Source organism: Hydrogenophaga soli (assembly GCF_054777695.1).
On record NZ_BAAHAK010000002.1, the window covers coordinates 263,326 to 290,042 of the forward strand.

The following is a 26,717-nucleotide window of genomic DNA, read 5'->3' on the forward strand; positions in this document are numbered from 1 at the left end:
GGGCCAGCATAGCCCCGCCCTTAAAATCGGGCAATGTCCAAGGATTCCGCCGCGATCAACCTCACCCATCACTTCCTGATCGCCATGCCCAATCTGGCCGACGACGTGTTCGCACGCAGCGTGGTCTACCTGTGCGACCACAGTGAACGCGGTGCCATGGGCCTCATGGTCAACAAGCCTGCGGGCATCCACCTGTCCGACCTGTTCGCCAAGGTGGAACTGCCGCTGGACCGCCCTGAGCTGGCCATCCAGCCGGTGTTCCAGGGCGGCCCGGTGCAGACCGAGCGCGGGTTTGTGCTGCACGAGCCCATGGGCGCCGACGACCAGCACGCCTACGCCTCCACCCTCACGGTGGAAGGGGCCGACCTGGAAATGACCACCTCGCGCGACGTGCTGGAAGCCCTGTCCGCCGGGGCTGGACCCAAACGTTTGTTGGTGACGCTGGGGTACTCGTCCTGGGCCCAAGGGCAGCTGGAGTCGGAGCTGGCCGAAAACAGCTGGCTCACCGTGCCCGCGTCGCCCGACATCATTTTTGACGTGCCGGTGGAGCAGCGTTACGACGCCGCCCTGGCCCTGCTGGGTTTGCAGGCCTGGATGATTTCCCCCGAGGCGGGCCACTCATGAGCGCTGCCCCCACCGCACCCGGGGCCAACCTGGCCGGACCGGTGAACGTGCCCGCCGGGCAACAGATGTTTCTGGCGCTGGACTACGGCATCAAGCGCACCGGCGTGGCCTCGGGCAACCGCATCACCCGCAGCGCCAGCCCGCAGGGCAGCATCAAGGCCAGCGGCGAGGCGCAGCTGCTGGCCGTGGTGCAAAAGGTCAAGGAGTGGCAGCCCGACGCGCTGGTGGTGGGTGTGCCCTTCCACCCCGATGGCGCGGCCCACGAGAACACCAAGCGCGCCCGCAAATTTGCCAACCAGTTGCGCGAGCGCACCAAACTGAGCGTCTACGAGGTGGACGAACGCTACAGCACCACCGAGGCGCTGTCGCTGGGTGCCACCGATGCCGATGCGGCCTCCGCCTGCATCATCCTGGAACAGTTTTTGAGGAGCCTGCCGTGAGCGTGTCCACCCCGGAAAAATCCATCCACCTGGAGGCCGAAGTGCTGTACCAGTCGCTGCTGCGCCATGTGCGCGGCTGGCTGGTGCAGGTGGGCCAGCCGGTGCAGCTGGTGGGCATTGCCTCGGGCGGTGTGTGGCTGGCCCAGCGCCTGCGGGCCGACCTGGGGCTGGACGCCGAGCCGGGCGTGGTGTCGTCGGCCCTGCACCGCGACGACTTTGCCCGCCGCGGTCTGGCCAGCTCGGTGCAGACCCGGTTGGGCTTCGACGTCAACGGCACCCATGTGCTGCTGCTGGACGACGTGCTCTACACCGGTCGCACCATCCGCGCCGTGCTGAACGAGCTGTTCGACCACGGCCGCCCCGCCAGCGTGAACCTGATGGTGCTGGTGGACCGCGACGGTCGCCAACTGCCCATCGAAGCCGCCTGGTCGGCCGCCCGCATCACCCTGCCCGCCGACCGCTCGTTGCAACTGGCCCGCGACGAGCAGGGCCGCTTCAGCTTTGCGGTGGACGCCGTGGTGGGCGGCTGACGCCCCGCCCGCCGCTCACCCCAAGCTCCTTTTTCCGTCCGCTTCCCCCGACTGGTGACGCCTGCCATGAAGATCCACCGCAACCCGCAGCTCAACAAGAACGGCGAGCTCATCCACCTGCTGTCCACCGAAGGCCTGTCCAAGGACATCCTGACCCACATCCTGGACACCGCCACCAACTTCGTCTCGGTCAGCGACCGCGAGGTGAAGAAGGTGCCGCTGCTGCGCGGCAAAAGCGTGTTCAACCTGTTCTTCGAGAACAGCACCCGCACCCGCACCACCTTCGAGATCGCGGCCACGCGCCTGAGTGCCGACGTCATCAACCTCGACATCGCGCGCAGCTCCACCGCCAAGGGCGAGAGCCTGCTGGACACCATCGCCAACCTGTCGGCCATGGCCGCCGACATCTTTGTGGTGCGCCACAGCGAAAGCGGTGCCCCCTACCTGATTGCCCAGCATGTGGCCCCGCATGTGCACGTGGTCAACGCCGGTGATGGCCGCCACGCCCACCCCACCCAGGGCCTGCTGGACGCCTACACCATCCGCCACTTCAAGGGCGACTTTGCCAACCTGACCGTGGCCATCGTGGGCGACGTGCTGCACTCGCGCGTGGCCCGCTCCAACATCCACGCCCTCACCACCCTGGGCTGTGCCGAGGTGCGCGTGGTGGGGCCGCGCACCCTGGTGCCGTCCGACATGGCGGCCATGGGCGTGCGCGTGTGCCACGACCTGAAGGAAGGCATCAGCGGCGCCGACGTGGTCATGACCCTGCGCCTGCAAAACGAACGCATGAGCGGTGCGCTGCTGCCCTCCAGCCAGGAATTTGCCAAGAGCTTTGGCCTGACGCCCGAGCGCCTGGCCTGGGCCAAGCCCGACGCCATCGTCATGCACCCCGGCCCGGTCAACCGCGGCGTGGAGATCGACTCGGCGGTGCTCGACGGCCCACGCAGCGTGGTGCTCAACCAGGTGACCTTCGGCATTGCGGTTCGCATGGCCGTCATGAGCATCGTGGCCGGGCATTCCGCCTGAAGTGGTTGATATAAAAATGATAGCTGCTTGCGCTTTTAAATAAAGCGCTAGAGGCCAAAAAGCTTGAAATTGGAGCGAACATGAAAGTGCTGATCAGTGGTGGCCGGGTGATCGACCCCGCCAGCGGACGCGACGAGCTGTGCGACGTGGCCCTGGCCGCAGGCCGCATCATCGCCATGCGTCCTGGCCTGGCGGCAGCGGGCAGCGGCTTCGAAGCCAACCGCACCATCGACGCCACCGGCTGCCTGGTGCTGCCCGGGCTGGTGGACCTGTCGGTGCGCCTGCGCGAACCCGGCCAGGAACACGCTGGCATGCTGGAAAGCGAAATGGCCGCCGCCGTGGCCGGGGGCGTCACCAGCCTGGTGTGCCCGCCCGACACCGACCCCGTGCTGGACGAGCCCGGCCTGGTGGACATGCTCAAGTACCGTGCCGAAAAGCTGCACCAAGCCCGCGTGTTCCCGCTGGGCGCGCTCACCCGCGGCCTCAAGGGCGAGGCGCTGACCGAAATGGTCGAACTCACCGAAGCCGGTTGCGTGGGCTTTGGCCAGGCCGAGGTGCCCGTGGTCAACACCCAATCGCTGCAACGGGCGCTGCAATACGCCGCCACCTTCGGCTACACCGTGTGGCTGCGCCCGCAAGACGCCTGGCTGGGCAAGGGCGTGGCCGCCAGCGGCCCGCTGGCCACGCGCATGGGCCTGTCGGGCATTCCGGTGGCGGCCGAGCTGATTGCGCTGCACACCATCTTCGAGCTGGTGCGCAGCACCCGCGCCCGCGTGCACCTGTGCCGCCTGTCCAGCGCGGCGGGGGTGGAGCTGGTGCGCCAGGCCAAGGCCGAGGGCCTGCCCATCACCGCCGACGTGAGCGTGCACAACCTGCACCTGATCGATGTGGACCTGGGCTACTTCGACAGCAACACCCGCCTGGCCCCGCCGCTGCGCCAGCAGCGCGACCGCGAGGCCCTGCGCGCCGCGCTGGCCGACGGCACCCTCGACGCCCTGGTGTCCGACCACACCCCGGTGGAGGCCGACGCCAAGGTGCTGCCCTTTGCCGAATCGGAAGTGGGCGCATCCGCCGTGGAACTGCTGCTGTCCCTGGCCCTGCACTGGGCCCAGGCCGACGGTGTGCCGCTGGCAAGGGCGCTGGCCACCGTCACCACCGGCCCGGTGGGCGTGCTGGGCAGCAGCCTGGGCACCCTGCAAGCCAGTGCCGGGCGGCTGGTGGAAGGCGGCGTGGCCGACCTGTGTGTGGTCGATGCCGCCGCCTGGTGGACGCCCACCCCCCAGAACCTGCGCAGCCAAGGCCGTCACACGCCCTTCCTGGGGCAGGAGCTGCCGGGCTGCGTGCGCACCACGGTGGTGGGTGGGCAAATCGCCCACCAACGCCCTGAACCCGCCCGCGCCGGATGACCGCCTTGCGCGCCCTGGGGCGCCTGGCCCTGGTGCTGCTGTGGGTGCTGTGGGGCGTGTGGAAGGTGCACACCGGGTTTGCACGCCTGCCCGCCGCCCAGCGACAGGCATTGCTGCGCCTGTGGTCGCAGCGCATGCTGTCGGCCCTGGGGGTGCGCCTGCGGTGCACCGGGGCTGATGCGGCCCACGGGCCGCTGCTGTGGGTGGCCAACCACCTGTCGTGGCTGGACATCCTGGTGATGAACGCCGTGCAGCCCGCGCGTTTCGTGTCCAAGGCCGACGTGAAGCACTGGCCGGTCCTGGGGGCGCTGGTGGCGGGGGCGGGTACCCTGTTCATCGAGCGCGAAAGCCGCCGTGACGCCATGCGCGTGGTCCACCACATGGCCGAGGCCCTGGGGGCGGGCGACGTGGTGGCCGTGTTCCCTGAGGGCACCACGGGCGACGGCCAAGCCGTGCTGCCCTTTCACGCCAACCTGTTGCAGGCCGCCATTGCCACCCACGTGCCGGTGCAACCCGTGGCCCTGGCCTATGTCGATGGCCGCAGCGGCCAGCGCAGCAGCGCCGCGCTGTACGTGGGCGACACCACGCTGCTCTCGTCGCTGTGGCAAACCCTGTGCGCCAAGCGCCTGGAGGTGCACGTCACCCTGGGCGAGGCCGAAACTGCCCAAGGGCGTGACCGCCGCACCTGGGCTGCCGACCTGCGCGGGTGCATCCAAGACCTGTTGAGCCCGCACGCCCGGCCATGAACACCCTGACGCCCTCTCTCCCGGACGCCCCCACAGGCCACGCCGCAGCCACCCCCACGGTGGTGCTGGTGGGTCTGCCCGGATCGGGCAAGTCCACCGTGGGCCGCCAGCTGGCCCGGCGGCTGGGGGTGAACTTTGTGGATTCCGACCATGTGATCGAAGAGCGCCTGGGCTGCTCCATCCGCGAGTATTTCGAGCGCGAGGGCGAGCAGGCCTTCCGCGACCTGGAGCAGGCGGTGCTGGCCGAGCTGGTGCAACGGCGGGGCATCGTGCTGTCCACCGGTGGCGGTTCGGTGCTGCGCCCGGCCAACCGCCAGGTGCTCAGGGTCCATGGCTGGGTGGTCTACCTCAAGTCCAGTCCGCAAGAACTGTTCAAACGCCTGCGCCACGACAAGACCCGCCCCTTGCTCCAGGGGAGCGACCCCCTGCAAAAGCTCAAGGACCTGTACCAGGTGCGCGACCCGCTGTACCGCGAGGTGGCCCACCACAGCGTGGAGACCGGGCGGCCTTCGGTTCACACCCTGGTCAACCACATCGCCATGCAGTTGGAACAGCGGGCGTTGCAGCAACCGGGCGGTTAAACTGCACCCCATGCACACCCCCCCAAGGTCCATCACCCTGCGCCAGCGGCTCACCGCCTGGTTGGCGCTGTGGTCTTTGGTGCTGGGGGCCTTGCTGCCGGTGTTGTCCCACGCCGCGGTGCGTGCGCCCCAACCCGGCCAGGGCTGGGTGGAGGTGTGCACCGTCAGCGGCATGGCCTGGGTGCGACAGGCCCCCGAGTCGGCCGCGTCGGACGACGGGTCCCAACCGCCCGCCCAAGGCAGCCTGGGCATGGCCATGCCGGGCTGTGTGTGGTGCGCCACCCACGCGCCTGCGCTGGGCCTGCCCCCGGTGACGGCCTTGGAGCCACTCCCCCTCATCGGTGCCCGCTGGGTGCCCGACGCTTTCCTCCAGGCCCCCCACCTGCTGGCGGTTTGGTCCACCGCCCATTCGCGGGCGCCTCCCTCCTCGATCTGACCACCCTGGTGGGCTGGCCATGGCCAGCGGCAGTGCCGCTGCGCGGGGCCGGTCCGGTGTTCGGTTTCGAGGAGCGTTTCATGTCGGTTCATGTTTCGGTGACGCAGGGTTCCGCCCGTCGGGGCGGGCGGCGTTGGTTCGTCGGGGGGGGCTTGCTGGCGGCGGTGGTGGCTGCGCTGGGGGCGTTGACGGCGGGTTGCGAGCCACAAAAAACCGCTGAAAGCGGTGCCGCCGCGGTCGCCTTTCGCGGCATCGACCTCACCGGCGCACCCTACGGCAAGGGCTTTGCCCTGACCGACATGCACGGCCAGCCGCGCACGCTGTCCGACTTCAAGGGCCAGGTGGTTTTGCTGTACTTTGGTTTTGTGCAGTGCCCCGACGTCTGCCCCACCGCACTCACCCGTGCCAACGAGGTGTTGACCCAACTGGGCCCCGAACGTGCCGCCCGTGTGCAGGTGCTGTTCGTCACCGTGGACCCGGAGCGCGACACCCCCGAACTGCTGCGCCACTACATGGCCGCCTTCAACCCGCGTTTTCTGGCCCTGCGTGGCAATGCCGAACAGACCAAGGCCACCGCCGCCGAGTTCAAGGCCTTCTACCAAAAGGTGCCGACGGGCAGCAGCTACACCATGGACCATTCGGCCCTGAGTTACCTGTTCGACCCCCAGGGCCGTTTGCGCGTGGCCTTGCGCCACGAACAAACCGCCGCCGACCACACCGCCGACATTGCCGCCCTGCTGGCCGGGGCCTGAGTTTTTTTGTGTCCGTTTTTCACCAAGGAGTTTTCATGAAACACACCAACCTGTTCGCCGCCGCCGTGCTGGCCCTGTCCGCGTCCAGCCTGTGGGCGCAGACCGTCAAGGTCGAAGATGCCTGGGTGCGTGGCACCGTGGCCACCCAGAAAGCCACTGGCGCCTTCATGCGCCTCACCGCCGACAAGAACGCCCGCCTGGTGTCGGCCAGCTCGCCGGTGGCCGGTGTGGTGGAAATCCACGAAATGGCCATGGTGGACAACGTGATGAAGATGCGCCAGATCCCCGGCCTGGACCTGCCCGCGGGCCGCACCACCGAACTCAAGCCCGGCGGCTACCACGTGATGCTGATGGACCTGAAGCAACCCCTCAAGGGTGGCGACGTGGTGCCCATCACCCTGGTGTTTGAAGACGAGGCCAAGAAGCCCTTCACCCAAGACATCAAGGCCCCCGTCACCGCCCTGGGCAGCAGCAGTGCCGCGCCCATGCAGCACGGCAACCACGGTGCCATGAAGCACTGATCTGCCCTGTGACCTTCGCACCCCTCCGTTCACCCCTGGCCCGCAGGCCAGCGCCCTGGCCGTGGCAGCCCAGGCGCTGGCTGCTGGCGCTGGTGTGGGCGTTGTGGGTGCTGGCCACCTTGGCGCCCGGCCTGTCCCGCCTGGGGGCGCATGCCCGCGCCACCCCGTCCGACTGGGTGGAGGTGTGCACCCGCGACGGCATGGTCTGGGTCCGGGCCGATGCCGTTGATCCCGTGTCAGACCCGGCCTCCGGCCTGCTGGCTCACCTGGACGCCTGCGGGCATTGCTCGCTGGCGCTCGACCGATTCACCCCACCGCTGCCCCCGGTGCTGGCCTGGACAGGCCTGCCCCAGGCCACGCTGCGCGTGGTGTCCCACCTTCCCCCGCGGCGCTGGGTGCCGCCTTCGCTGGAGTTTTCGGCCCGCGGGCCGCCGGTCGCGTCTTGAAACCCCTTCGGCGGCGGGGGCCTCGGTGTGTGGCCTCCCGCCTGTTCAACGGATTTTTCAAGGACGTGCCCATGTCATTCCTTTCCTTTGCGATGCCCGCCGCGGCATCGGCTTCGTCCCCGGCAGACGACGTGTTCCTGGCCGGTGGTGCCACGCTGTTCCAGCGCGGCGGCCAGGACGGTCTGTGGCGGGTGAGCGGCGGTGTCATCCGCCTGGACCAACGCGGCAAAGACACCTCGGTGCTGGTGTCGGTGGCCTTGCCCGGCGACCTCATCGGGTATGAAACCCTGCTGGGGCAAGCACATTCGTTCGACGCCACGGTGCTGGTGCCCGCCCGGCTGCGCCGTCTGACGCCCCGCACCGACGCCGAACGCCAAGCGTTGATGGTGGAGGCCCTGCTGCTCCAACCCCAGCGCAGCCACGACATGGCCCGCATGCGCACCGGCCCGGTGCTGGCGCGGGTGGGCGAAATGCTGCGCCTGCTGGGCTTCATGCCCGCCCCCGGTTTTTTGAACCACGCGGGGCTGGACCCCGACGCCCTGCGCTCCAGCCTGCCGCCGCTGCGCGAATTGGCCGAGGTGGTCGATGCCAAGCCCGAAACCGTTTGCCGCGCCCTGGCCCAACTGCTGCCCCCACGCACCCGCAAGGGTGGCCCCAAACCCGGCCCCAAGGCCTTCTCGCGGCAGGCCGTGACCCTTTCTCAGGGGCAAGCCTCCCTGCAGGGCGCCTGGGGATGACCCGCCAGGCGCCTCAGAACCCGCCCCCGTGGCACACCGATTCACAAGGACACATCACATGGACGCATTGAAACGCCGTGGCCTGAAGGCCGCCTGCCTCACCCTGACCCTTGCCGCAGTGGGCGCGGGGCTGCCCGGGGTGGCCCTGGCGCACGACTTCAAGGCGGGCGATTTGCGCATCGATCACCCCTACGCCACCCCCACCGTGCCCGGCCAGGCGGCGGGGGCCGTGTACCTGCGCACCCTGCGCAACACGGGGGACGAGGCGGACGAACTGCTGGGTGCCTCCACCCCCGCAGCGGCTTCGGTGGAGTTGCACCGCATGCAGATGGACGGCCACGTCATGCGCATGCGTGCGGTCGATGCCATCGCCCTGCCGCCGCGCAGCGAACTCAAGATTCGCCACAACCAGACCGAGGGCTACCACCTCATGTTGCAGGGCCTGACGCAGCCGCTGAAGGACGGTGACCGCTTTGCCGTGACCCTGCGCTTTCGGCGGGCGGGCGAACACACGGTGAACGTGTGGGTGCAAAAGGCCCGCTCGGTGGGTGAGCACAACCATTGAAAAATGGATAGCAACCTGCGCAATCAAATCAAGCGGTGAAGGCTGATTTTTCTTCAGGTCTGTGGCGGGCCACGCCGTGGCGGCCAGGCGTTGCCCTGCGCCGGGTGTGGCTGCGCGCATGCCTGGTGGCCATGCTGTTTTCTGCCCTGCAGGGTTTGCTGGGGGCTTGGGTGGTGTCTGCCCTGGCCGCGCCTTCGCAGCGGGTGGTGGAGGTGTGCACGCCGCAGGGCTTGCAGTGGCGGGTGCTGGATGCCACCGAGGCGGGCCAGCCCCAGGCCCCGTCTGACTGGCCCCAGGGCCTGGCCAAGCCTTGCGCCTGGAGCGCCGCCCACAGTGCGCTGGGCGCCTGGGGGGGGTGGGAGCGCGGCGGCTGGTGCGGGGCGAATCACCCCGTGCCGTGCCCGCTGGGGCTGGAGCGGGTGCTGCACCTGCCCGACACCGCGCAGCGGGTGTTGTTGATGTCGGCCATGCGGGCCCCGCCGGTGCGGGGCTGAGCCATGGTTCTTGTTGAGCCGGTCGGCCCACGGTGAGCGGGGGCTGTGGCGGCATGTTTTCTTTTTCTTTCCGACATCCATTTCATCCATGAAAAAAATTGCCTTCTTCTCCCTGTCTTCCGTGGCCCTGGCCGCAACCCTGGTGGCTTGCGGCGGTGGCGGTGGTGACGCCTCGCCCCAGAACGTCGAAATCCAGTTTGCCGCCGTGGCGGGCGACACCGCCATCGGCTGCGGCTCCACTGTGAGCGGGCTGGGCAGCACCGGGGCCTCTGGCAACGTCAAGGACTTCCGCTTCTACATCTCCCAGGTCAAGCTGGTGCGCAACGACGGCGTGGAAGTGCCGCTCACCCTCAGCGCCAACGACAGCTGGAACCACACGGCAGGGTCCGACAGCGTGACGCTGATCGACCTGGAAAACGCCACCGGAGACTGCCCCACCTCCACCGGCACCACGGGCACCAACGCCTTCATCAAAGGCACCGTGCCCGCAGGGACCTACACGGGCGTGAAGATGACCCTGGGCGTGCCGTTTGCCCTCAACCATTCCGACTGGGCCAACCCCAGCACCACCAAGGCCCCGCTGGACATCCAGGCCATGGCCTGGAGTTGGCAGGCCGGGCGCAAGTTCGCCAAGATCGAAGTGGCGGACCCGCTGGCCGCAGCACCCGCAGGCACCGCGGGCAAGTGGACGCAACCGGCCACCGGCACCTACACCACCTTCAACTTCCACCTGGGCTCCACCGGCTGCATTGGCAACCCGGCCACGGGCACGCAGGTCAGCAGCTGCTCGGCCCCCAACCGCATGGACTTCAAGCTGGCCAGTTTCAACCCGGCCACCCAAAAGGTGGCGGTGGACGTGAAGGCCCTGCTGGCCGGCACCGACATCACCCAGAACAGGGCTGCTGCCGCAGGCTGCATGTCGGGCGGCACCGACCCCGAGTGCGACAACGTGTTCAAGGCCCTGGCCGTGGATTGGAAGGCCGACGGCACCGGCACGGGCCTGCCCATCAACGGCGGCGCGGCACAAACCCTGTTCAGGGCCATTGCCAAATGACGGCCCGGCAGCGTCCTGAGGCGCTGCCTGCCCCGGCCCCACAGGCCACCCTGCGCGGGGTGGCCGGTGCTGGCCTGGGGACGGCAGCATGGGTGGTTGCGGCCGCGGTGGCTGTGACGGGGGTGGTCTGGGTCAGCGGTTGCGGCGGTGGTGGCACCACGGTGGTGGACACCGCGGGCGGGTCCACCCCATCCCCCGGCAGCGGAGGCGGCAGCACCGCGTGGACCTGGAACCTGCCCAGCGGTTTTCCGGTGCCCAAGGTGCCCGAGGGCAACCCCATGAACGCCGCCAAGGTGGACCTGGGGCGTTTCCTGTTCTATGACAAACGCCTGTCGGGCAACGGCACACAGTCGTGCGCCAGTTGCCACCAGCAGGCCCTGGCCTTCACCGATGGCCTTCGCGTGGGGCTGGGCTCCACCGGCGAATCGCATGTGCGCGGGCCGCAGCCGCTGGCCAACGTGGCCTACAACGCCACCATCACCTGGGCCAACCCCAGCCTGGTGACGCTGGAAAAGCAGATGGAGGTGCCGTTTTTTGGCGATGCGCCGGTGGAAATGGGCGTGAACGACGGCAACAAGGCCGCCGTGCTGGCCCGCGTGGCCGCCGACCCGATGTACCCACCCAAGTTCGCCGCCGCCTTTCCGGGCAGCGCCGAGGGGGTGAGCTGGGTGCACGTCATCCAGGCCATTGCCGCCTTCCAGCGCACGCTCATTTCCGGCAACAGCAAGTACGACCAGTACACCCAGGGCAAGGCCACCTTGAGCGCGTCGGAAGAACGCGGCATGCGCCTGTTTTATGGTGAAAAGGCCGAGTGCTTCCACTGCCACGGCAGCTTCAACTTCAACGACCAGGTGGTGCACGCCGCCAGCCGCATCGTGGAAACGCCTTTCCACAACACGGGGCTGTACAACGTGGACGGCACGGGCGGCTTCCCCATGGGCAACCAGGGGCTGTTCGAGTTCACCGCCAAGGCCACCGATCGCGGCCTGTTCCGCGCCCAGAGCCTGCGCAACGTGGCCCTGACCGCGCCCTACATGCACGACGGCAGCATCGCCACCCTGGACGACGTGTTGGACTTCTACGCCGCCGGGGGACGCAACATCACCAGCGGCCCCCACAAAGGGGATGGACGCCTCAACCCCAACAAGAGCGACCTGGTGGCCCGCATCGACCTCAACGCCCAGGAAAAGGCCGACCTCGTCGCTTTCCTCAAAACCCTGACCGACCATGAATTCGTCACCAACCCCCAACACGCCGACCCCTTCCCGGCCCAGTGAAGCCGCCCACCGCATCCCCCGGAGCGGCATGGGCTGGCCCCGCACGGCCCTGGCCTGGGCGGCGGGGGCCTGCCTCGGCGGCCTGGGCCTGCTGCCCATGCAGGCCCAGGCGCATGGCGAAATGGACGATCCCTTGCCCACCGAGCCCGGTGTGCGGCTGGACGCCGCGCTGGCCCTCTCAGCGCTCGACGCCCGGGCCGAGCTGCCCAGCCAGCGCCTGCGCGGCTTCTTGCTGCAAGGCGATGCGGGCACCGACCGCCAGGGCCTGACGCTGGAGCACGGCACCGTGGGGGCTGCCTGGCGCGCCACCGACCACGTGGGCGGCCAGCTGGTGCTGGGCAAACACGGCAGCGACCGCGCCCACATGGAAGAGGCCTCGGTGCAGTGGCGCTGGGACCAGGCCCAGCCCGAGGGCGACACCGTGTGGCTGCTGACCGCAGGCCGCCAGCGCCCCGCGCTGGGGGCGGCCATGTCCCACGCCGGGCACATGGACCGCTGGGGCCTGATGCCCCTGGCCAAGCAACTCACCCTGACCGGCGATTGGATCGACGATGGCCTGCAACTCGGTTGGCGCGGCGCGGGTGACGCCAACAGCCCCGCGGGCCAGTGGCGTGCCGACCTGGGCCTGTGGCGTGGCCGCGTGTTCCCCGGTGGGCAGGACGGTCCGCTCGCTCCCAGCCTGCACCTGGGCTGGCAGGGCGGGGCGTGGGCGCTGGACGGCTGGGTGGCCCGCGTCAGCCCCGACCACCGGGGCAGCCGGGTCAACAGCCAGTCCGGCCACACCCATGCCAGCCCGACCTGTACCGCCAGCCTCAAAGATGTGGTGTGCTTTGGCGGCCACAGCACCGTGGCCGGGGCCAGCGCGGTGTGGGACGCCCGCCGTTCGGCACTGCAATGGCCGCTGACGCTCACCGCCAGCGGCTGGCTGCGGCAGGAATCGGGCAGGTTGGAGTCGACCAACGGCTTGGCACAGTACAGCGCCCGCCTGCGCGGCACCTGGCTGCAAGCGCTGTGGACCGTGGCCCCCGGTTGGGACACGGGGCTGCGCACCGAGCGGGCCTGGACCTCGCAACGCCTGCAAGGCGCCGGGGCCAGTCTGGTGGCGACTGACGCTGGGCTGCTGGCCCAGCGCGCCGCCACCCGAAACGCCTGGGTGCTGAACTGGCAACCCCAGCCGCAGCACACCCTGGCGCTGGAGCTGGGGCAGGAGCGCGGCGCCCTGGCGGGAACCCCGTCGGTGCGCTACGCCGCGCTGCGCTGGATCTGGCGGCTGGATGGCTGGTTTGTGGCCGGGCGTTGAGCGCTTGACGTTTTTTCAATGAAAATGGGCTCCACCGCTTTCAATGAAAGCGGTGGATGCTATTCTTTCTGTTGTGTATGCGGCGCGGCACCCTGGCCGTGCATGCCCGGTTGCCGTCCGGTCATGGCCCATTTGTGGTCCGTTTGTGGCCCGGGCACCTGCCCTTGACGGCGGCGGCGGGGTTCCCCCGCTCCGGCCCGCTCTCCCACCGCTCGTCGGCACGCGGTGCGACCCAAATCCCTGATCTGGCACTTTCACAGGTGCTTGTAAGTGCTTCATTTGCAAGGAAAATTAATATTTCATTTTGTCCGCAAAGGCGGTGTAAGTATTTGATTTCATTGAAATTCTCCCGGTCAACCTCCTGGCTTTGCAGGGTTTTGCTGATAAAGTGGGGAGAAGTGCAATTTCGTGGTGAAAAGTGCTCTCTCAGGGTTGATCCAAGGTGTTCCAAGGCGCTTCGTCTCTCAGTCTCGATGCCAAGGGGCGGCTGTCCGTGCCGACCCGGCACCGTGACGTCCTGAGCGCAACGTCTGCGAGCCAGCTCACCATCACCAAACACCCCCACGGCTGCCTCATGCTGTTTCCCCGCTCCGAGTGGGAAAAGTTCCGGGAGCGCATTGCCGCGCTGCCCATGCAGGCCCAGTGGTGGAAGCGCATCTTTCTGGGCAACGCCATGGACGTCGAGATGGACGCCACCGGGCGCGTGCTCATCTCCCCCGAACTGCGCACGGCCGCCGGCATCCAGAAGGACGCGGTGCTGCTGGGCATGGGCGGCTATTTCGAGCTGTGGGACGCGGCCACCTACGCGGCCCAGGAGGCCGAGGCCATGAAGGGCGAAATGCCCGATGTGTTCAAGGACTTCTCTTTCTGACCGGGACACCATGCAAGACGAGTTGGTCCACCAAACCGTCCTGCTGAACGAAGCGGTCGAAGCCCTCTCTGTTCAGCCTGACGGTGCTTACATCGACGGCACCTTTGGCCGTGGCGGGCATTCGCGCCTGATCCTGTCGCATCTGGGCGCTGGCGGGCACCTCACGGTGTTCGACAAGGACCCGCTGGCCATCGCCACCGCGCAGGCCCTGGCCCAAGGGGCAGGGCAGGGGCGGCTGTCCATCCGACACGAAGGTTTTGCCCACCTGGGTGACCTGCCCGCGGCCAGTGCCGACGGGCTGCTGCTGGACCTGGGCGTCAGTTCGCCCCAGATCGACGACCCGCAACGCGGTTTTTCCTTCCGCCATGACGGCCCGCTGGACATGCGCATGGACCCCACCCGGGGCCAGAGCGTGGCGCAGTGGCTGGAAACGGCCGACATCCCCACCCTGACGGAGGTGATACGTGACTACGGCGAAGAACGGTTTGCTCAACCGATTGCAAAGGCGATTGATCGTCGCCGACAAGAACGGGGCCCTTTTCGAACCACCGCCGAGCTGGCCGAAGTCGTGGCTGGCGCGGTCAAAACCCGCGAGCCGGGCAAGGACCCTGCAACGCGCACATTTCAGGCTTTTCGGATTTTCATCAACGCCGAGCTTGAAGAGCTGCAACAGGCGCTAGAGGCCTCGCTGTCGGTGCTGCGTCCGGGCGGGCGGCTGGTGGTCATCAGCTTCCACTCGCTGGAAGACCGCATCGTCAAGCAGTTCATTGCCAAACACTCGCGCGAGGTGGTGGACCGCCGTGTGCCGTTTGCCGCCCCTGCCGCACTGCGCCTGCAAGCCCTGGGCCGCGTGATGCCGTCGGACGCCGAAGTGCAGGCCAACCCCCGTTCCCGCAGCGCCGTGATGCGCGTGGCCCAGCGCACCGAGGTGGCTGCATGACCCGCCTCAACCTCATGCTGCTGCTGGCCGTGCTGCTGAGCGCCTTCTACCTGGTGCACACCCAGTACGAGTCGCGCCACGTCTACACCCAGATCGACCGCGCCCGCAGCCAGGCCCGCAAGCTGGAGTCGGAGCACGAGCAGCTGCAGGTGCAAAAGCGGGCCGAGGCCACGTCGGCCCGGGTGCAGAGCATCGCCAGCCAACAGTTGCAGATGCGCCCGGCCAACCCGGCCATCACCCAGTACGCCACCTGGAAAGGTGCCGCGGCGGACGACGCCAAGGCCCAGGGGGGCAAGCCATGAGCCAGCGCAGCATTGCCTACCACGCCAGCCCGCTGCTGGCCAGCAAAACGCCGGTCTGGCGCAGCAAGTTCATCGTGGCGGCGCTGGGGCTGGCGTTTGTCGGTCTGGCGGTGCGGGCCAGTTATGTGCAGGTGTGGGGCAACGACTTTTTCCAGCGCCAAGGCGAGGTGCGTTTTGCCCGCACGCTGGAGCTGCCCGCCAACCGCGGGCGGGTGCTGGACCGCAACGGCCTGATCCTGGCCTCCAGCGTGGCGGCCCAAAGCATCTGGGCCATCCCTGAAGACGTGGACAAGGACGACGCCAAGCTGGCAGAACTGGCCAAGCTGCTGGGCCTGAAACTGCCCGACCTGAAGAAAAGCCTGTCCAACGAGGACAAGACCTTCGTCTGGGTCAAACGCCAGGTGGACGAGCCCGTGGCCCGGCAGGTCGAGGCCCTGGGCCTCAAAGGCATTTACCTGCGCAAGGACTACAAGCGTCAGTACCCCGAAGGCGAGGCCGCGGCCCATGTGGTGGGCTTCACCAACGTGGAAGACAAAGGCCAGGAAGGCGTGGAGCTGATCTTCAACAAGCAGCTCTCCGGCACTCCGGGCTCGCGCCGCGTCATCAAGGACCGCCTGGGCCGTGTGGTGGAAGATGTGCGCGACGCCATTCCCCCGGTGGACGGGCCGGACCTGCAACTGTCCATCGACAGCAAGATCCAGTTCTTTGCCTTTCAGAAGCTCAAGGAGGCTGTGGAGCAGCACAAGGCCAAGGCCGGCAGTGTGGTGGTGATGGACGTGTTGAGCGGCGAGGTGCTGGCGCTGGCCAACTACCCCACCTACAACCCCAACCGGCGCGAAAACCTCAGCGGCGAGCAACTGCGCAACCGGGCGCTGACCGACACCTTCGAGCCCGGCTCCACCATGAAGCCCATCACCGTGGCCATGGCGCTGGAGGCCGGGCGCATCACCCCGCAGACCATCATCGACACATCGCCGGGCCGCTACTCCATGGGCGGCTTCACCATCACCGACACCCACAACTACGGCGTGCTGACGGTGGAAGGGGTGATCCAGAAGTCCAGCAACGTGGGGGCGCTGAAAATCGCCCAGAAGATGAGCCCCCAAGAAATGTGGGACACCTACGCGGCGCTGGGGTACGGGCAAAAGCCCAAGATCGAGTTCCCGGGCGCCGTCAGCGGCCGCGTGCGGCCCTGGAAGAACTGGCGACCCATCGAGCAGGCCACCATGTCGTATGGCTACGGCCTGTCGGCTTCGCTGTTCCAGATGGTGCACTCGTACACCGCTTTTGCGCACGATGGCCAGGTCATCCCCGCCACCATGCTCAAGAGCAACGAGCCGGTGGTGGGCCACCGCGTGTTCTCGGCACAGACCGCCGCCGCCGTGCGCAAGATGCTGCAAATGGCCGCAGGCCCGGGCGGCACCGGCCAGAAGGCGCAGACCGTGGGTTATTCGGTGGGCGGCAAGTCGGGCACCGCGCACAAGCAGGTGGGCAAGGGCTACGCCAGCAACAAATACCGCTCGTGGTTCACGGGCATGGCCCCCATCGACAAACCCCGCGTGGTGGTGGGCGTGATGCTGGACGAGCCCAGCAACGGTCAGTACTTCGGCGGCCTGGTGGCCGCCCCGGTGTTCAGCGAAACCGTGCAGCAGACGCTGCGCATCCTGGGGGTGCAGCCTGACATGAACGTCAAGCCGCAAATCGTCACCCAGGCGGTGGAGGAATCGTTCTGATGAGCGCACCCTTGCCACTTCAAGGTTTGGACCAGGCCCTGGCCTGGCTGCGTGCCCGGGGCGTGCGCCGCCTGTGCACCGACAGCCGCCGCATCCAGCCGGGCGATGCCTTTGTGGCCTGGCCCGGCTTTGCCGTGGACGGGCGGCGGTTCGTGACCTCGGCCCTGGCCGCCGGTGCGGTGGCCGCGGTGGTGGACGAACACGGGCTGGCCGCGCTGCCCGAGGTCGCCACCTGGCCCGATGCCGTCGTGGGCAGCCTGCCTGCGCTGAAGGCCGACACCGGGGCGTTGGCCTCGGCGTTCTGGGACGAGCCCAGCCACGCGCTGGACGTGGTGGCCATCACCGGCACCAACGGCAAAACCTCGTCGGCCTGGTGGCTGGCGCAAGCCTTGGCCGGGCTGGGCCGCCGCTGCGGCGTGGCCGGCACGCTGGGCCTGGGCCTGCCCCCCACACCCGGGGCCCACACCGACCCCTTGGCCGCTTTCCGCCCCACCGGGCTCACCACGCCCGACCCGGTGGCCTGGCAGGCCCAGCTGCGCGAGTGGGTGGACGCCGGGGTGAGCGCCTGCGCCATCGAAGCCTCGTCCATCGGGCTGGCCGAACACCGCCTGGACGGCACTCGCGTGGCCGTGGCCCTGTTCACCAATTTCACCCAGGACCACCTGGACTACCACGGCAACATGGCGGCCTACTGGGCGGCCAAGGCCCGGCTGTTCACCTGGCCCGAACTGGGGGCGGTGGTCATCAACACCGATGACGCCCAGGGCGCCGCGCTGGCCCGTGAGGTGGGGTTGTATTGGAGCGCACAGTCTCAAACCCCCCCGGTCTGGACCGTCAGCCTGAACGCTCCCGTAACCTCCGCCGATGGAGCCACGCAGGCTCCAGATGCCGTGCCCCTGGATGGCCCCGGCGGTCACCTGCACGCTGCAGGCTTGCGCGTCACCGCCCAGGGCATGGCGTTTGACGTGGTGGAACACCGTTCAGCCCAAGCCACCGAGGCCCCGCGTGCCTCGGCCCACCTGCAAGTGCCCTTTGTGGGCCGCTACAACGCCAGCAACCTGCTGGGCGTGATCGCAACGCTGCGGGCGCTGGGCGTGCCCCTGGCCGACGCCGTGGCCGCCTGCGCCCGTGTGGGCGCGGTGCCCGGGCGCATGGAACCGGTCAGCGCCACCCCTGAAGGCGCCAGCGCAGCGGCGCAGGCCGCCCCCCTGGTGCTGGTGGACTACGCCCACACCCCCGATGCCCTCACCCAGGCACTGACCGCCCTGCACCCCCTGGTGGCGGTGCGTGGTGGGCGCCTGCATTGCGTGGTGGGCTGCGGCGGCGACCGTGACCCGGTCAAACGCCCCTTGATGGCCGCTGCCGCCGAAGCCGCCGCCGACGTCTTGTGCCTGACCAGCGACAACCCCCGCAGCGAAGACCCCCAGGCCATCCTGGCCCAGATGGTGGTTGGGCTGCGCCAACCCCAGGCCGTCACGGTGCAACCCGACCGCGCCGCCGCCATCGCCCAGGTGGTGGCCCAGGCCGCTCCGGCCGACGTGGTGCTGGTGGCGGGCAAAGGCCACGAGACCACGCAGGACGTGGCCGGGGTCAAACATCCTTTTTCCGACGTGGCCCACGCCCGCGCCGCCCTGCTCGCACGGGGAGGCTTTGCTTCATGACCTACTCATCGTTCACCGACCTGTTGCCGCTGCTGACCGGTGCCCGCACCGTGGGCCGTTGCCAATGGCCCGCCCACCGCGTGCACACCGACACCCGCAGCCTGCAGCCGGGTGACCTGTTCGTGGCCCTCAAGGGCGAAACGTTTGACGCCCACGACTTCCTGCCCCAGGCCGCCCGCAGCGGTGCCGTGGCGGCGGTGGCCGAGCGTGGTCTGGCCGACGCCGGGCTGCCCGGGGTGGAGGTGCCCGACAGCCTGGCCGCCCTGGGCGAACTGGCCGCCTTGTGGCGGGCGCAGTACACCATTCCCGTGATCGCCGTCACCGGCAGCAACGGCAAGACCACCACCACACAGATGGTGGCCAGCATCCTGCGCGTGGCGGTGGGCGGCGACGGTGAAGATGCCCTGGCCACCCGTGGCAACCTCAACAACCACATTGGCGTGCCGCAGACGCTGCTGCGCCTGGCCCGCCGCCACCGGCTGGCGGTGGTGGAGCTGGGCATGAACCACCCGGGCGAAATCGCCACGCTGGCCGCCATGACCCGGCCCACGGTGGCGCTGGTCAACAACGCGCAGCGCGAGCACCAGGAATTCATGGGCACGGTCGAGGCCGTGGCGCGCGAAAACGGCGCGGTGCTCTCGGCCCTGGGGGCAGACGGCACCGCCGTGTTCCCCAGCGACGACACCCACACGCCGCTGTGGCGCGAGCTGGCCGGGGCCCGCCGCTGCTTCACCTTCAGCGACACCGACGCCCAGGCCGACGTGACCGCCACCGCCGAATGGACCGGGCTGGCCTGGACCCTGAAGCTGGTGACCCCGGTGGGGCAGGCCACCGCCCAACTGCAAGTGGCGGGCCGCCACAACGTGCGCAACGCCCTGGCCGCCACCGCCTGCGCCCTGGCCGCCGGGGTGGACCTGGACTCGGTGGTCAAGGGCCTGGGTGCCTTTGCCCCGGTGCAGGGCCGCTCCCGGGCGTTTGCCCTCACCACGCCCGCCGGTCGCTTGACCGTGGTGGACGACACCTACAACGCCAACCCCGACTCCATGCTGGCCGCGCTGGACGTGCTGGCCGCCTTGCCCGCGCCGCGCACCCTGGTGGTGGGCGACATGGGCGAGGTGGGCGACCAGGCCCTGGCCTTCCACACCGAGGTGCTGGCCCGTGCGGCGGCCCTGGGTCTGGACCGTGTGTTCTGCACCGGCAGCCACATGGCCGACGCGGTGGCAGCCGGGGCCCACCCCCAGGCCCGCTTTGTGCCCCACAGCGCCGACCTCGCCGACCTGCTGCCCTTGGTGCGCGAGGCGGTGCAGGGCGGCGGCAGCGTGCTGGTCAAAGGCTCGCGCTTCATGAAGATGGAACGGGTGGTGCACGACCTGCAGGCAGCGTGGCCCGCGGTCACCCCCACAACAACAAAGGGAGACACGGCCCATGCTGCTTAACCTGGCCCAATGGCTGCAAGGGCTGTCGCCCGAATTCGGTTTTTTCCGGGTGTTCCAGTACCTGACCTTCCGCGCCGTCATGGGCGCGGTCACGGCGCTGCTCATCGGCGTGGTGGCGGGGCCTGCGGTCATCCGCCACCTCACGGCGCTCAAGATCGGCCAGCCCGTGCGTGGCTACGCCATGGAAACCCATTTGGTGAAAAGCGGCACGCCCACCATGGGCGGGGTGCTCATCCTCATGGCCATCGCGCTGTCCACGCTGCTGTGGGCCGACCTGAGCAACCGCTTTGTGTGGATCGTGATGATCGTCACCGGCGGCTTCGGGGCCATTGGCTGGGTGGACGACTGGCGCAAGGTGGTGCGCAAGGACCCCGAGGGCATGCGCTCACGCGAAAAGTACTTCTGGCAAAGCCTCATCGGGCTGGTGGCCGCGCTGTACCTGGTGTTTGCCATTTCCGAACGCTCCAACCTGCGGGTGATCGAACTGTTCCTGGAATGGATCACCTCGGGCTTCCAAGTGTCGCTGCCCTCCACGGCGGGGCTGTGGGTGCCCTTCTTCAAGGAAGTGGCCTACCCGCTGGGCGTGCTGGGTTTTGTGATCATGACCTACCTCGTCATCGTGGGCTCCAGCAACGCCGTCAACCTGACCGACGGGCTGGACGGCCTGGCCATCATGCCGGTGGTCATGGTGGGTTCGGCGCTGGGCGTGTTTGCCTATGTGACCGGCAACGCCGTGTTTGCCCGTTACCTGCTCATTCCCTACATCCCCGGCGCGGGTGAACTGCTGGTGTTCTGCGCCGCCATTGCGGGGGCGGGGCTGGCGTTTCTGTGGTTCAACGCCCACCCGGCCCAGGTGTTCATGGGCGACGTGGGCGCACTGGCCCTGGGCGGTGCGCTGGGCACCGTGGCGGTGATCGTGCGCCAGGAGATCGTGCTGGCCATCATGGGCGGCGTGTTCGTGGCCGAGGCCCTGTCGGTCATGCTGCAGGTCACCTACTTCAAGTACACCAAGAAGAAATACGGCGAGGGCCGCCGCATCCTCAAGATGGCCCCGCTGCACCACCACTTTGAAAAAAGCGGCTGGAAGGAAACGCAGGTGGTGGTCCGCTTCTGGATCATCACCATGCTGCTGTGCCTGATGGGCCTGTCCACGTTGAAGCTGCGCTGAAACTGTGATGGACCTCCACGCTCACCCCCTCCACAACCAGGCCGTGCTGGTGCTGGGCCATGGCATTTCGGGCCTGGCCATGGCGCGTTGGTGCCAGCGCCTGGGTGCGCGGGTCACGCTGGCCGACACCCGCGAGCAGCCCGAGCGCATGGCGCAACTGCGCGAGTGGCTGCCGGGTGTGGACGTGGTGGCGGGCGCGTTTGACGCCGCCCTGGTGCAGCGCCAACCCTGGGCGCTGATCGGCAAAAGCCCTGGCCTGTCACCCGCCCAACTGGCGGCGGTTCAGGCCGCTGCCGACGAGCGCGGCGTGCCCGTGTTGGGTGAACTGGCCTTGTGGGCCGACGGCTTGCGCCTGGCCTACGCCCAGGCCGGGTTTGCCCCCAAGGTGTTGGCCATCACCGGCACCAACGGCAAGACCACCACCACCTCGCTCACCGGCCAGCTGTTGCAACGCGCCGGGTGGCGTGTGGCGGTGGCCGGCAACATCGGCCCCGCCTTGCTGGACGTGCTGGGTGAGGCCATGGACGCTGAGGAAAATTCGGCTACAGCGCTTTCAAATGAAGCGCAAACAGCTACTGAAAACATAGCGGTTCCCGTTGTGGAAGCCGGTGCAGACGCCAATGCCGATGCCCCCCCCACCGAGGCCCCCGCGTCCACCTTGCCGCAGGTGTGGGTGCTGGAGCTGTCCAGCTTTCAGCTCGACGGCGTGCCCCTTGGGGCCCAGGGGTTCGAGCCCACGGCGGCCACGGTGCTCAACCTCACGCAAGACCACCTGGACTGGCACGGCAGCATGGACGCCTACGCCGCCGCCAAGCAGCGCGTGTATGGCGCGGCCGGGGTGCGGGTGCTCAACCGCGACGATGCCGCGGTGATGGCCGCCCGCCCTGCCGACGCCGCCGTGCTCTGGACCTCCTTTGGCACCGACCTGCCCACCCGCCCCGGCGACTGGGGCCTGGAAACCGTCAACGGCATGACCTGGCTGGTGCGCGCCCAACCCAGTGACGAAACCCGGGTGACCACCCGCCGCCGCAAGGCCGCCGAGCCCGAAGACGTGGTGCTGCAACGCCTGATGCCCGCCGAGGCGCTGCGCATCCGCGGGCGGCACAACGCGTCCAACGCCCTGGCCGCGCTGGCGCTGGCCACCACCGCAGGGGCCACGCTGGCCCCCATGCTGCACGGCCTGCGCGAGTACCGGGGCGAGCCGCACCGGGTGGAGTCGGTGGGCGTGATCGGCGGGGTGGAGTATTTCGACGACAGCAAGGGCACCAACGTGGGGGCCACGCTGGCCGCCATCCTGGGCCTGGGGGCCGAGCGCCGCCTGGTGCTGATTCTGGGCGGCGACGGCAAGGGGCAGGACTTTTCGCCGCTGGCCGACGCCGTGCGCCGCCATGTGCAGGCGGTGGTGCTGATCGGGCGCGACGCCCCCTTGCTGCGCGAGGTGCTGGCCCCCACGGGCGTGCCACTGTTCGATGCCCCCGACATGCCGCAGGCCGTTCGGCTGGCGGCGGCGCAGGCGTTGGAAGGGCAGGCCGTGGTCATGTCGCCCGCCTGTGCCAGCCTGGACATGTTCAAGAACTACGCCCACCGGGCGCAGGTGTTCTGCGACACCGTGGCCGAACTGGCCACCGAGCAGGGCGTGACGGGGGTGGGGGCATGAGCGCCGCCGCACAAACCCCGGTCGTGCGGCTGTGGGACCGTTTTGCCGGTTGGGTGGGGGGCCGGGGCGATGCACGCCACGACGGCCTGCCGGTGCGCACCCGCAGCCATGACTTTGTGCACACCCGCCCGCTGGCCGTGCGCGAGCTGGGCTTTGACCAACCCCTGGTGTGGGTGGTGGTGGCGCTGATGGCCTGGAGCCTGGTGATGGTGTATTCCGCCTCCATCGCGCTGCCCGACAACCCGCGTTTTGGCAACTACGCGTCCACCCACTTTGTGGTGCGGCATGCCTTCTCCATGGTCATGGGCGGGGTGGGGGCATTGGTGGTGTTCCAGGTGCCGCTGAAAGCATGGGAAAAAGTGGCGCCGTGGCTGTTTGCCGCGTCCATCGTGCTGCTGGTGCTGGTGCTCATCCCCTTCATCGGCAAGGGCGTCAACGGGGCGCGGCGCTGGATTGCGCTGGGCATCATCAACTTCCAGCCCTCCGAGCTGGCCAAGCTGGGTGTGCTGATGTACGCCGCCGACTACATGGTGCGCCGCATGGAGGTGAAGGAACGCTTCTTCCGCGCCGTGCTGCCCATGGCGGCGGCGGTGCTGGTGGTGGGCATGCTGCTGCTGGCCGAGCCCGACATGGGTGCGTTCATGGTGATCGTGGTGATCGCCATGGGCATTCTCTTTTTGGGTGGCGTCAACGCCCGCATGTTCTTCCTGATGGCGGCGCTGGTGGTGACGGCGTTTGCCCTCATCGTGGCCACCAGCCCCTGGCGGCGCGAGCGGATTTTTGCGTACCTGGACCCCTGGAGCGAACAGCACGCCCTGGGCAAGGGCTACCAGTTGTCGCACTCGCTCATTGCCTTCGGGCGCGGTGAGATTTTTGGCGTGGGCCTGGGCGGCAGCGTCGAAAAACTGCACTGGCTGCCCGAGGCGCACACCGACTTTCTGCTGGCCGTCATTGGCGAGGAGTTCGGGCTGGTGGGCGTGCTCGTGGTCATTGGCGTGTTCATGTGGCTGACGCGGCGCATCATGCAGATTGGCCGTCAGGCCATTGCGCTGGACCAGGTGTTCTCCGGGCTGGTGGCGCAAGGCGTGGGCCTGTGGATGGGCTTCCAGGCCTTCATCAACATCGGGGTGAACCTGGGCGCACTGCCCACCAAGGGCCTGACGCTGCCGCTGATGAGTTACGGCGGCTCCGCCATCCTGCTCAACCTGGCGGCCATCGCCATCGTGCTGCGCGTGGACGCCGAAAACCGCGTGCTGATGAAGGGGGGCCGGGTATGACCACGGACCTTCAGCGCAGCAGTGCAGCCGAGCCAGCGCAGGGCCGCCCCAAGCTGGCGAGCGCCCCCTTGGGGGGCAGCGAACGCAGTGAGCGTGGGGGCGTTGCACTTGTCATGGCCGGAGGCACCGGCGGCCACATTTTCCCCGGCTTGGCCGTGGCCGAGGCGCTGCGGGCGCGTGGCTGGCGCGTGCACTGGCTGGGCGTGCCCGGGGCCATGGAAGAGCGCCTGGTGGTGCCCCGCGGCTTTGCGTTTGAAGGCGTGCAGTTCGGTGGCCTGCGCGGCAAGGGTTTTGCCACCCTGGCACTGGCCCCGCTCAAGCTGCTGCGCGCCTTCTGGCAAAGCCTGAAGGTGGTGCGCCGCGTGCGCCCCGACGTGGTGGTGGGCCTGGGGGGCTACATCACCTTTCCCGGCGGCATGATGGGCGTGCTGGCGGGCAAACCCCTGGTGCTGCACGAGCAGAACTCGGTGGCCGGGCTGGCCAACAAGGTGCTGGCCAAGGTGGCCGACCGCATCTTCACCGCCTATCCCAACGCCCTGCCCGGGGGCGAGTGGGTGGGCAACCCCTTGCGGGCCGAATTCATGGTGCAGCCTGCACCGACCCAGCGGTTTGGCGGTCGCACAGGCCCGCTCAAGCTGCTGGTGCTGGGCGGCAGCCTGGGGGCCAAGGGTTTGAACGACGCCGTGCCCGCCGCCTTGGCGCTGATGCCACCCGAAGCCCGCCCCCTGGTGCTGCACCAGAGCGGCCAGCAGCACCTGGCGGCGCTGCGCACCGCCTACGCCCAGGCCGGGGTGGCCTTGCTGGACCCCGTGCCCGCGGAAAGCGCCAGCGCCGAGGCGTGGCCGTCCAGCGTGGCCGAGGTGCGGGCCGTGCCGTTCATCCTGGACACCGCCCGTGCCATGGCCGAGGCCGACCTGGTGCTGTGCCGCGCCGGTGCCAGCACCGTGACCGAGCTGGCCGCGGTGGGGGCGGCGGCGGTGTTTGTGCCCTTCCCGTTTGCGGTGGACGACCACCAGACGCACAACGCCCGCTTCCTGGTGGACGCCGGGGCGGCGCAACTGGTGCAGCAGCGGGACCTGACCCCTCAGGGACTGGCTGAAATACTTCAAAAATCAGAGCGTTCTGCGCTTTTGAAACAAGCGCAAAGTGCCAAAAAGATGCAAAAAATTCAAGCGGTGGCCGACGTGGTGAGTGCCTGCGAACAGCTGGCGGGCCGCGGCCCCGGCCATGGCTCCACCCCACAGGCCAACGCCACCACCAAGGGACGGGCATGAAACACGCCATTCGTCACATCCATTTCGTGGGCATCGGCGGGGCCGGCATGAGCGGCATTGCCGAGGTGCTGCTCAACCAGGGCTTCACCATTTCGGGCAGCGACCTGTCCATGGGCGCGGCGGCCCAGCGCCTGGCCGACCTGGGCGCACGCGTGCACCTCGGGCACGACGCGGCGCACATCGCCGGGGCCGATTGTCTGGTCACCTCCACCGCGGTGAGTGCCGACAACCCCGAAGTGGTGGCCGCCCACGCCAAGCTGCTGCCGGTGGTGCCCCGGGCGGTGATGCTGGCCGAGCTGATGCGCAGCCAGAAGGGCGTGGCCATTGCCGGCACCCACGGCAAGACCACCACCACCAGCCTGGTGACCAGCGTGCTGGCCGCCGCGGACCTGGACCCCACCTTTGTCATCGGCGGGCGTCTCAACAGCGCCGGGGCCAACGCCCGCCTGGGCAAGGGCGAGTACATCGTGGTGGAGGCCGACGAGTCGGACGCCTCCTTCCTGAACCTGCTGCCCATGCTGTCGGTGGTGACCAACATCGACGCCGACCACATGGACACCTACGGCCACGACTTCAACCGCCTCAAAGGCGCGTTCGTGGACTTTTTGCACCGCATGCCGTTTTATGGCGCGGCGGTGCTGTGTGTGGACGACCCCGCCATCCGCAGCCTGCTGCCCGACATTGCGCGGCCCATCACCAGCTACGGCTTTGCCGAAGACGCCCAGGTGCGGGCGGTGGACGTGCAGGCCGTGGGCACGCAGATGCACTTCATTGCGCAGCGGCGCAACGGCATCCAGTTGCCCGACCTGCCCATTGTGCTCAACCTGCCGGGCCGCCACAACGTGCAAAACGCCCTGGCCGCCATTGCCGTGGCGGTGGAGCTGGGCGTGCCCGACGCCGCGGTGCAAAAGGCCCTGGCCGAGTTCCACGGCGTGGGCCGCCGCTTCCAGCGCCATGGCGAGGTGGCCGTGCCCGCCGCGCAGGGCGGGGGGCTGTTCCAGGTGGTGGAAGACTACGGCCACCACCCGGTGGAAATGGCCGCCACGCTGGCCGCGGCGCGCGGGGCCTTCCCAGGCAAGCGGCTGGTGCTGGCCTTCCAGCCGCACCGCTACACCCGCACCCGCGACTGCTTCGAAGACTTTGTGAAGGTCATCGGCCAGGCCGACTCGGTGCTGTTGTCCGAGGTGTATGCCGCGGGTGAGGCCCCCATCGTCGCCGCCGATGGCCGCAGCCTGGCGCGGGCCTTGCGCGTGGCGGGCAAGGTGGAGCCGGTGTTCGTGGACGACATCGCCGCCATGCCCCAGGCCGTGCTGGACAACGCCCGCGACGGCGACGTGGTGCTGTGCATGGGCGCAGGCTCCATCGGCGCGGTGGCCGGGCAAATCGTGACGCTGGGGCTGCAACAAGGTGGCCCGGCTTGCACTTCCCCAAATTCTCAGGAGGCTGCACATGCCTGACGG

General features: G+C 68.8%; 28 protein-coding genes. All 28 read left to right on the forward strand.

All coding sequences use genetic code 11. The features are described from left to right. Positions 1–33 precede the first annotated feature (33 nt). The 28 genes from ACYVB7_RS04335 to murC all read left to right on the forward strand — a co-directional run bounded on the left by ACYVB7_RS04335 (position 34) and on the right by murC (position 26,714). On the forward strand, positions 34–624 hold the full coding sequence (locus ACYVB7_RS04335) for a YqgE/AlgH family protein (protein WP_460505345.1): 591 nt from the start codon (positions 34–36) through the stop codon (positions 622–624). Further along, on the forward strand, positions 621–1,064 hold the full coding sequence (gene ruvX, locus ACYVB7_RS04340; protein WP_460505346.1) for a RuvX/YqgF family protein: 444 nt from the start codon (positions 621–623) through the stop codon (positions 1,062–1,064). Before ACYVB7_RS04335 ends, ruvX begins: the two co-directional genes overlap by 4 nt. Further along, positions 1,061–1,594 (forward strand): type I phosphoribosyltransferase, encoded by a 534-nt coding sequence (pyrR, locus tag ACYVB7_RS04345; RefSeq protein WP_460505348.1) that lies wholly within the window; start codon positions 1,061–1,063, stop codon positions 1,592–1,594. Before ruvX ends, pyrR begins: the two co-directional genes overlap by 4 nt. 66 nt (positions 1,595–1,660) lie before the next feature. Further along, entirely contained in the window at positions 1,661–2,623 is a 963-nt protein-coding gene (locus tag ACYVB7_RS04350; RefSeq protein ID WP_460505349.1) for an aspartate carbamoyltransferase catalytic subunit, read from the forward strand. Positions 2,624–2,703: 80 nt separating this feature from the next. Continuing rightward, positions 2,704–4,029, forward strand: coding sequence for a dihydroorotase (locus ACYVB7_RS04355; protein ID WP_460505350.1), 1,326 nt, complete (start codon positions 2,704–2,706; stop codon positions 4,027–4,029). Beyond that, positions 4,026–4,775 carry a lysophospholipid acyltransferase family protein gene (locus ACYVB7_RS04360; RefSeq protein ID WP_460505351.1) on the forward strand — a complete coding sequence of 250 codons (750 nt, stop codon included), beginning with the start codon at positions 4,026–4,028 and terminating at the stop codon, positions 4,773–4,775. Before ACYVB7_RS04355 ends, ACYVB7_RS04360 begins: the two co-directional genes overlap by 4 nt. Continuing rightward, a complete protein-coding gene (locus ACYVB7_RS04365) occupies positions 4,772–5,356 on the forward strand; it encodes a shikimate kinase (RefSeq protein WP_460505352.1) in 585 nt (194 codons plus the stop codon). Before ACYVB7_RS04360 ends, ACYVB7_RS04365 begins: the two co-directional genes overlap by 4 nt. A 10-nt stretch (positions 5,357–5,366) precedes the next feature. Continuing rightward, positions 5,367–5,792, forward strand: a complete 426-nt coding sequence (locus ACYVB7_RS04370; RefSeq protein ID WP_460505353.1) for a DUF2946 family protein — start codon at positions 5,367–5,369, stop codon at positions 5,790–5,792. Positions 5,793–5,872: 80 nt separating this feature from the next. After that, positions 5,873–6,544, forward strand: coding sequence for an SCO family protein (locus tag ACYVB7_RS04375; RefSeq protein WP_460505354.1), 672 nt, complete (start codon positions 5,873–5,875; stop codon positions 6,542–6,544). A 35-nt stretch (positions 6,545–6,579) separates the two neighbouring features. Further along, positions 6,580–7,065: a copper chaperone PCu(A)C gene (locus tag ACYVB7_RS04380; protein ID WP_460505356.1), complete on the forward strand. Its 486-nt coding sequence runs from the start codon at positions 6,580–6,582 to the stop codon at positions 7,063–7,065. Positions 7,066–7,073: 8 nt separating this feature from the next. Next, positions 7,074–7,511 (forward strand): DUF2946 family protein, encoded by a 438-nt coding sequence (locus ACYVB7_RS04385; RefSeq protein ID WP_460505357.1) that lies wholly within the window; start codon positions 7,074–7,076, stop codon positions 7,509–7,511. A 71-nt stretch (positions 7,512–7,582) separates the two neighbouring features. Then, a complete protein-coding gene (locus ACYVB7_RS04390) occupies positions 7,583–8,248 on the forward strand; it encodes a cyclic nucleotide-binding domain-containing protein (protein ID WP_460505358.1) in 666 nt (221 codons plus the stop codon). Positions 8,249–8,306: 58 nt separating this feature from the next. Then, positions 8,307–8,813 carry a copper chaperone PCu(A)C gene (locus tag ACYVB7_RS04395; protein ID WP_460505359.1) on the forward strand — a complete coding sequence of 169 codons (507 nt, stop codon included), beginning with the start codon at positions 8,307–8,309 and terminating at the stop codon, positions 8,811–8,813. A gap of 131 nt (positions 8,814–8,944) precedes the next feature. Then, on the forward strand, positions 8,945–9,307 hold the full coding sequence (locus ACYVB7_RS04400) for a hypothetical protein (RefSeq protein ID WP_460505360.1): 363 nt from the start codon (positions 8,945–8,947) through the stop codon (positions 9,305–9,307). Positions 9,308–9,395: 88 nt separating this feature from the next. Then, on the forward strand, positions 9,396–10,361 hold the full coding sequence (locus tag ACYVB7_RS04405) for an MbnP family copper-binding protein (protein WP_460505361.1): 966 nt from the start codon (positions 9,396–9,398) through the stop codon (positions 10,359–10,361). Continuing rightward, positions 10,358–11,638, forward strand: a complete 1,281-nt coding sequence (locus tag ACYVB7_RS04410; protein WP_460505362.1) for an MbnH family di-heme enzyme — start codon at positions 10,358–10,360, stop codon at positions 11,636–11,638. The genes ACYVB7_RS04405 and ACYVB7_RS04410 overlap by 4 nt, the downstream gene beginning before the upstream one ends. Beyond that, positions 11,589–12,938, forward strand: coding sequence for a hypothetical protein (locus tag ACYVB7_RS04415; RefSeq protein WP_460505364.1), 1,350 nt, complete (start codon positions 11,589–11,591; stop codon positions 12,936–12,938). The genes ACYVB7_RS04410 and ACYVB7_RS04415 overlap by 50 nt, the downstream gene beginning before the upstream one ends. A gap of 442 nt (positions 12,939–13,380) precedes the next feature. Beyond that, positions 13,381–13,809, forward strand: a complete 429-nt coding sequence (gene mraZ / locus ACYVB7_RS04420) for a division/cell wall cluster transcriptional repressor MraZ (RefSeq protein ID WP_460505366.1) — start codon at positions 13,381–13,383, stop codon at positions 13,807–13,809. 10 nt (positions 13,810–13,819) lie between these two features. Further along, complete coding sequence (gene rsmH, locus ACYVB7_RS04425; RefSeq protein WP_460505368.1) at positions 13,820–14,749, forward strand: 16S rRNA (cytosine(1402)-N(4))-methyltransferase; 930 nt, start codon at positions 13,820–13,822, stop codon at positions 14,747–14,749. Next, complete coding sequence (gene ftsL, locus ACYVB7_RS04430; protein ID WP_460505370.1) at positions 14,746–15,051, forward strand: cell division protein FtsL; 306 nt, start codon at positions 14,746–14,748, stop codon at positions 15,049–15,051. The genes rsmH and ftsL overlap by 4 nt, the downstream gene beginning before the upstream one ends. Continuing rightward, positions 15,048–16,784: a peptidoglycan D,D-transpeptidase FtsI family protein gene (locus tag ACYVB7_RS04435; protein ID WP_460505372.1), complete on the forward strand. Its 1,737-nt coding sequence runs from the start codon at positions 15,048–15,050 to the stop codon at positions 16,782–16,784. The genes ftsL and ACYVB7_RS04435 overlap by 4 nt, the downstream gene beginning before the upstream one ends. Next, complete coding sequence (locus ACYVB7_RS04440) at positions 16,784–18,445, forward strand: Mur ligase family protein (protein ID WP_460505374.1); 1,662 nt, start codon at positions 16,784–16,786, stop codon at positions 18,443–18,445. Before ACYVB7_RS04435 ends, ACYVB7_RS04440 begins: the two co-directional genes overlap by 1 nt. After that, positions 18,442–19,881, forward strand: a complete 1,440-nt coding sequence (locus ACYVB7_RS04445; protein WP_460505376.1) for a UDP-N-acetylmuramoyl-tripeptide--D-alanyl-D-alanine ligase — start codon at positions 18,442–18,444, stop codon at positions 19,879–19,881. Before ACYVB7_RS04440 ends, ACYVB7_RS04445 begins: the two co-directional genes overlap by 4 nt. Next, positions 19,871–21,049, forward strand: a complete 1,179-nt coding sequence (gene mraY / locus ACYVB7_RS04450) for an MraY family glycosyltransferase (protein ID WP_460505378.1) — start codon at positions 19,871–19,873, stop codon at positions 21,047–21,049. The genes ACYVB7_RS04445 and mraY overlap by 11 nt, the downstream gene beginning before the upstream one ends. A gap of 7 nt (positions 21,050–21,056) precedes the next feature. Next, positions 21,057–22,706 carry a Mur ligase family protein gene (murD, locus tag ACYVB7_RS04455; RefSeq protein ID WP_460505380.1) on the forward strand — a complete coding sequence of 550 codons (1,650 nt, stop codon included), beginning with the start codon at positions 21,057–21,059 and terminating at the stop codon, positions 22,704–22,706. Then, positions 22,703–23,983: a peptidoglycan glycosyltransferase FtsW gene (gene ftsW, locus ACYVB7_RS04460; RefSeq protein WP_460505382.1), complete on the forward strand. Its 1,281-nt coding sequence runs from the start codon at positions 22,703–22,705 to the stop codon at positions 23,981–23,983. Before murD ends, ftsW begins: the two co-directional genes overlap by 4 nt. Before the next feature lie 113 nt (positions 23,984–24,096). Continuing rightward, the gene (murG, locus tag ACYVB7_RS04465) at positions 24,097–25,257 is read left to right on the forward strand and encodes an undecaprenyldiphospho-muramoylpentapeptide beta-N-acetylglucosaminyltransferase (RefSeq protein WP_460505699.1); all 1,161 of its coding nucleotides are present in this window, start codon (positions 24,097–24,099) and stop codon (positions 25,255–25,257) included. Further along, positions 25,254–26,714 (forward strand): UDP-N-acetylmuramate--L-alanine ligase, encoded by a 1,461-nt coding sequence (murC, locus tag ACYVB7_RS04470; protein ID WP_460505383.1) that lies wholly within the window; start codon positions 25,254–25,256, stop codon positions 26,712–26,714. The genes murG and murC overlap by 4 nt, the downstream gene beginning before the upstream one ends. The last annotated feature ends 3 nt before the right edge of the window (positions 26,715–26,717 follow it).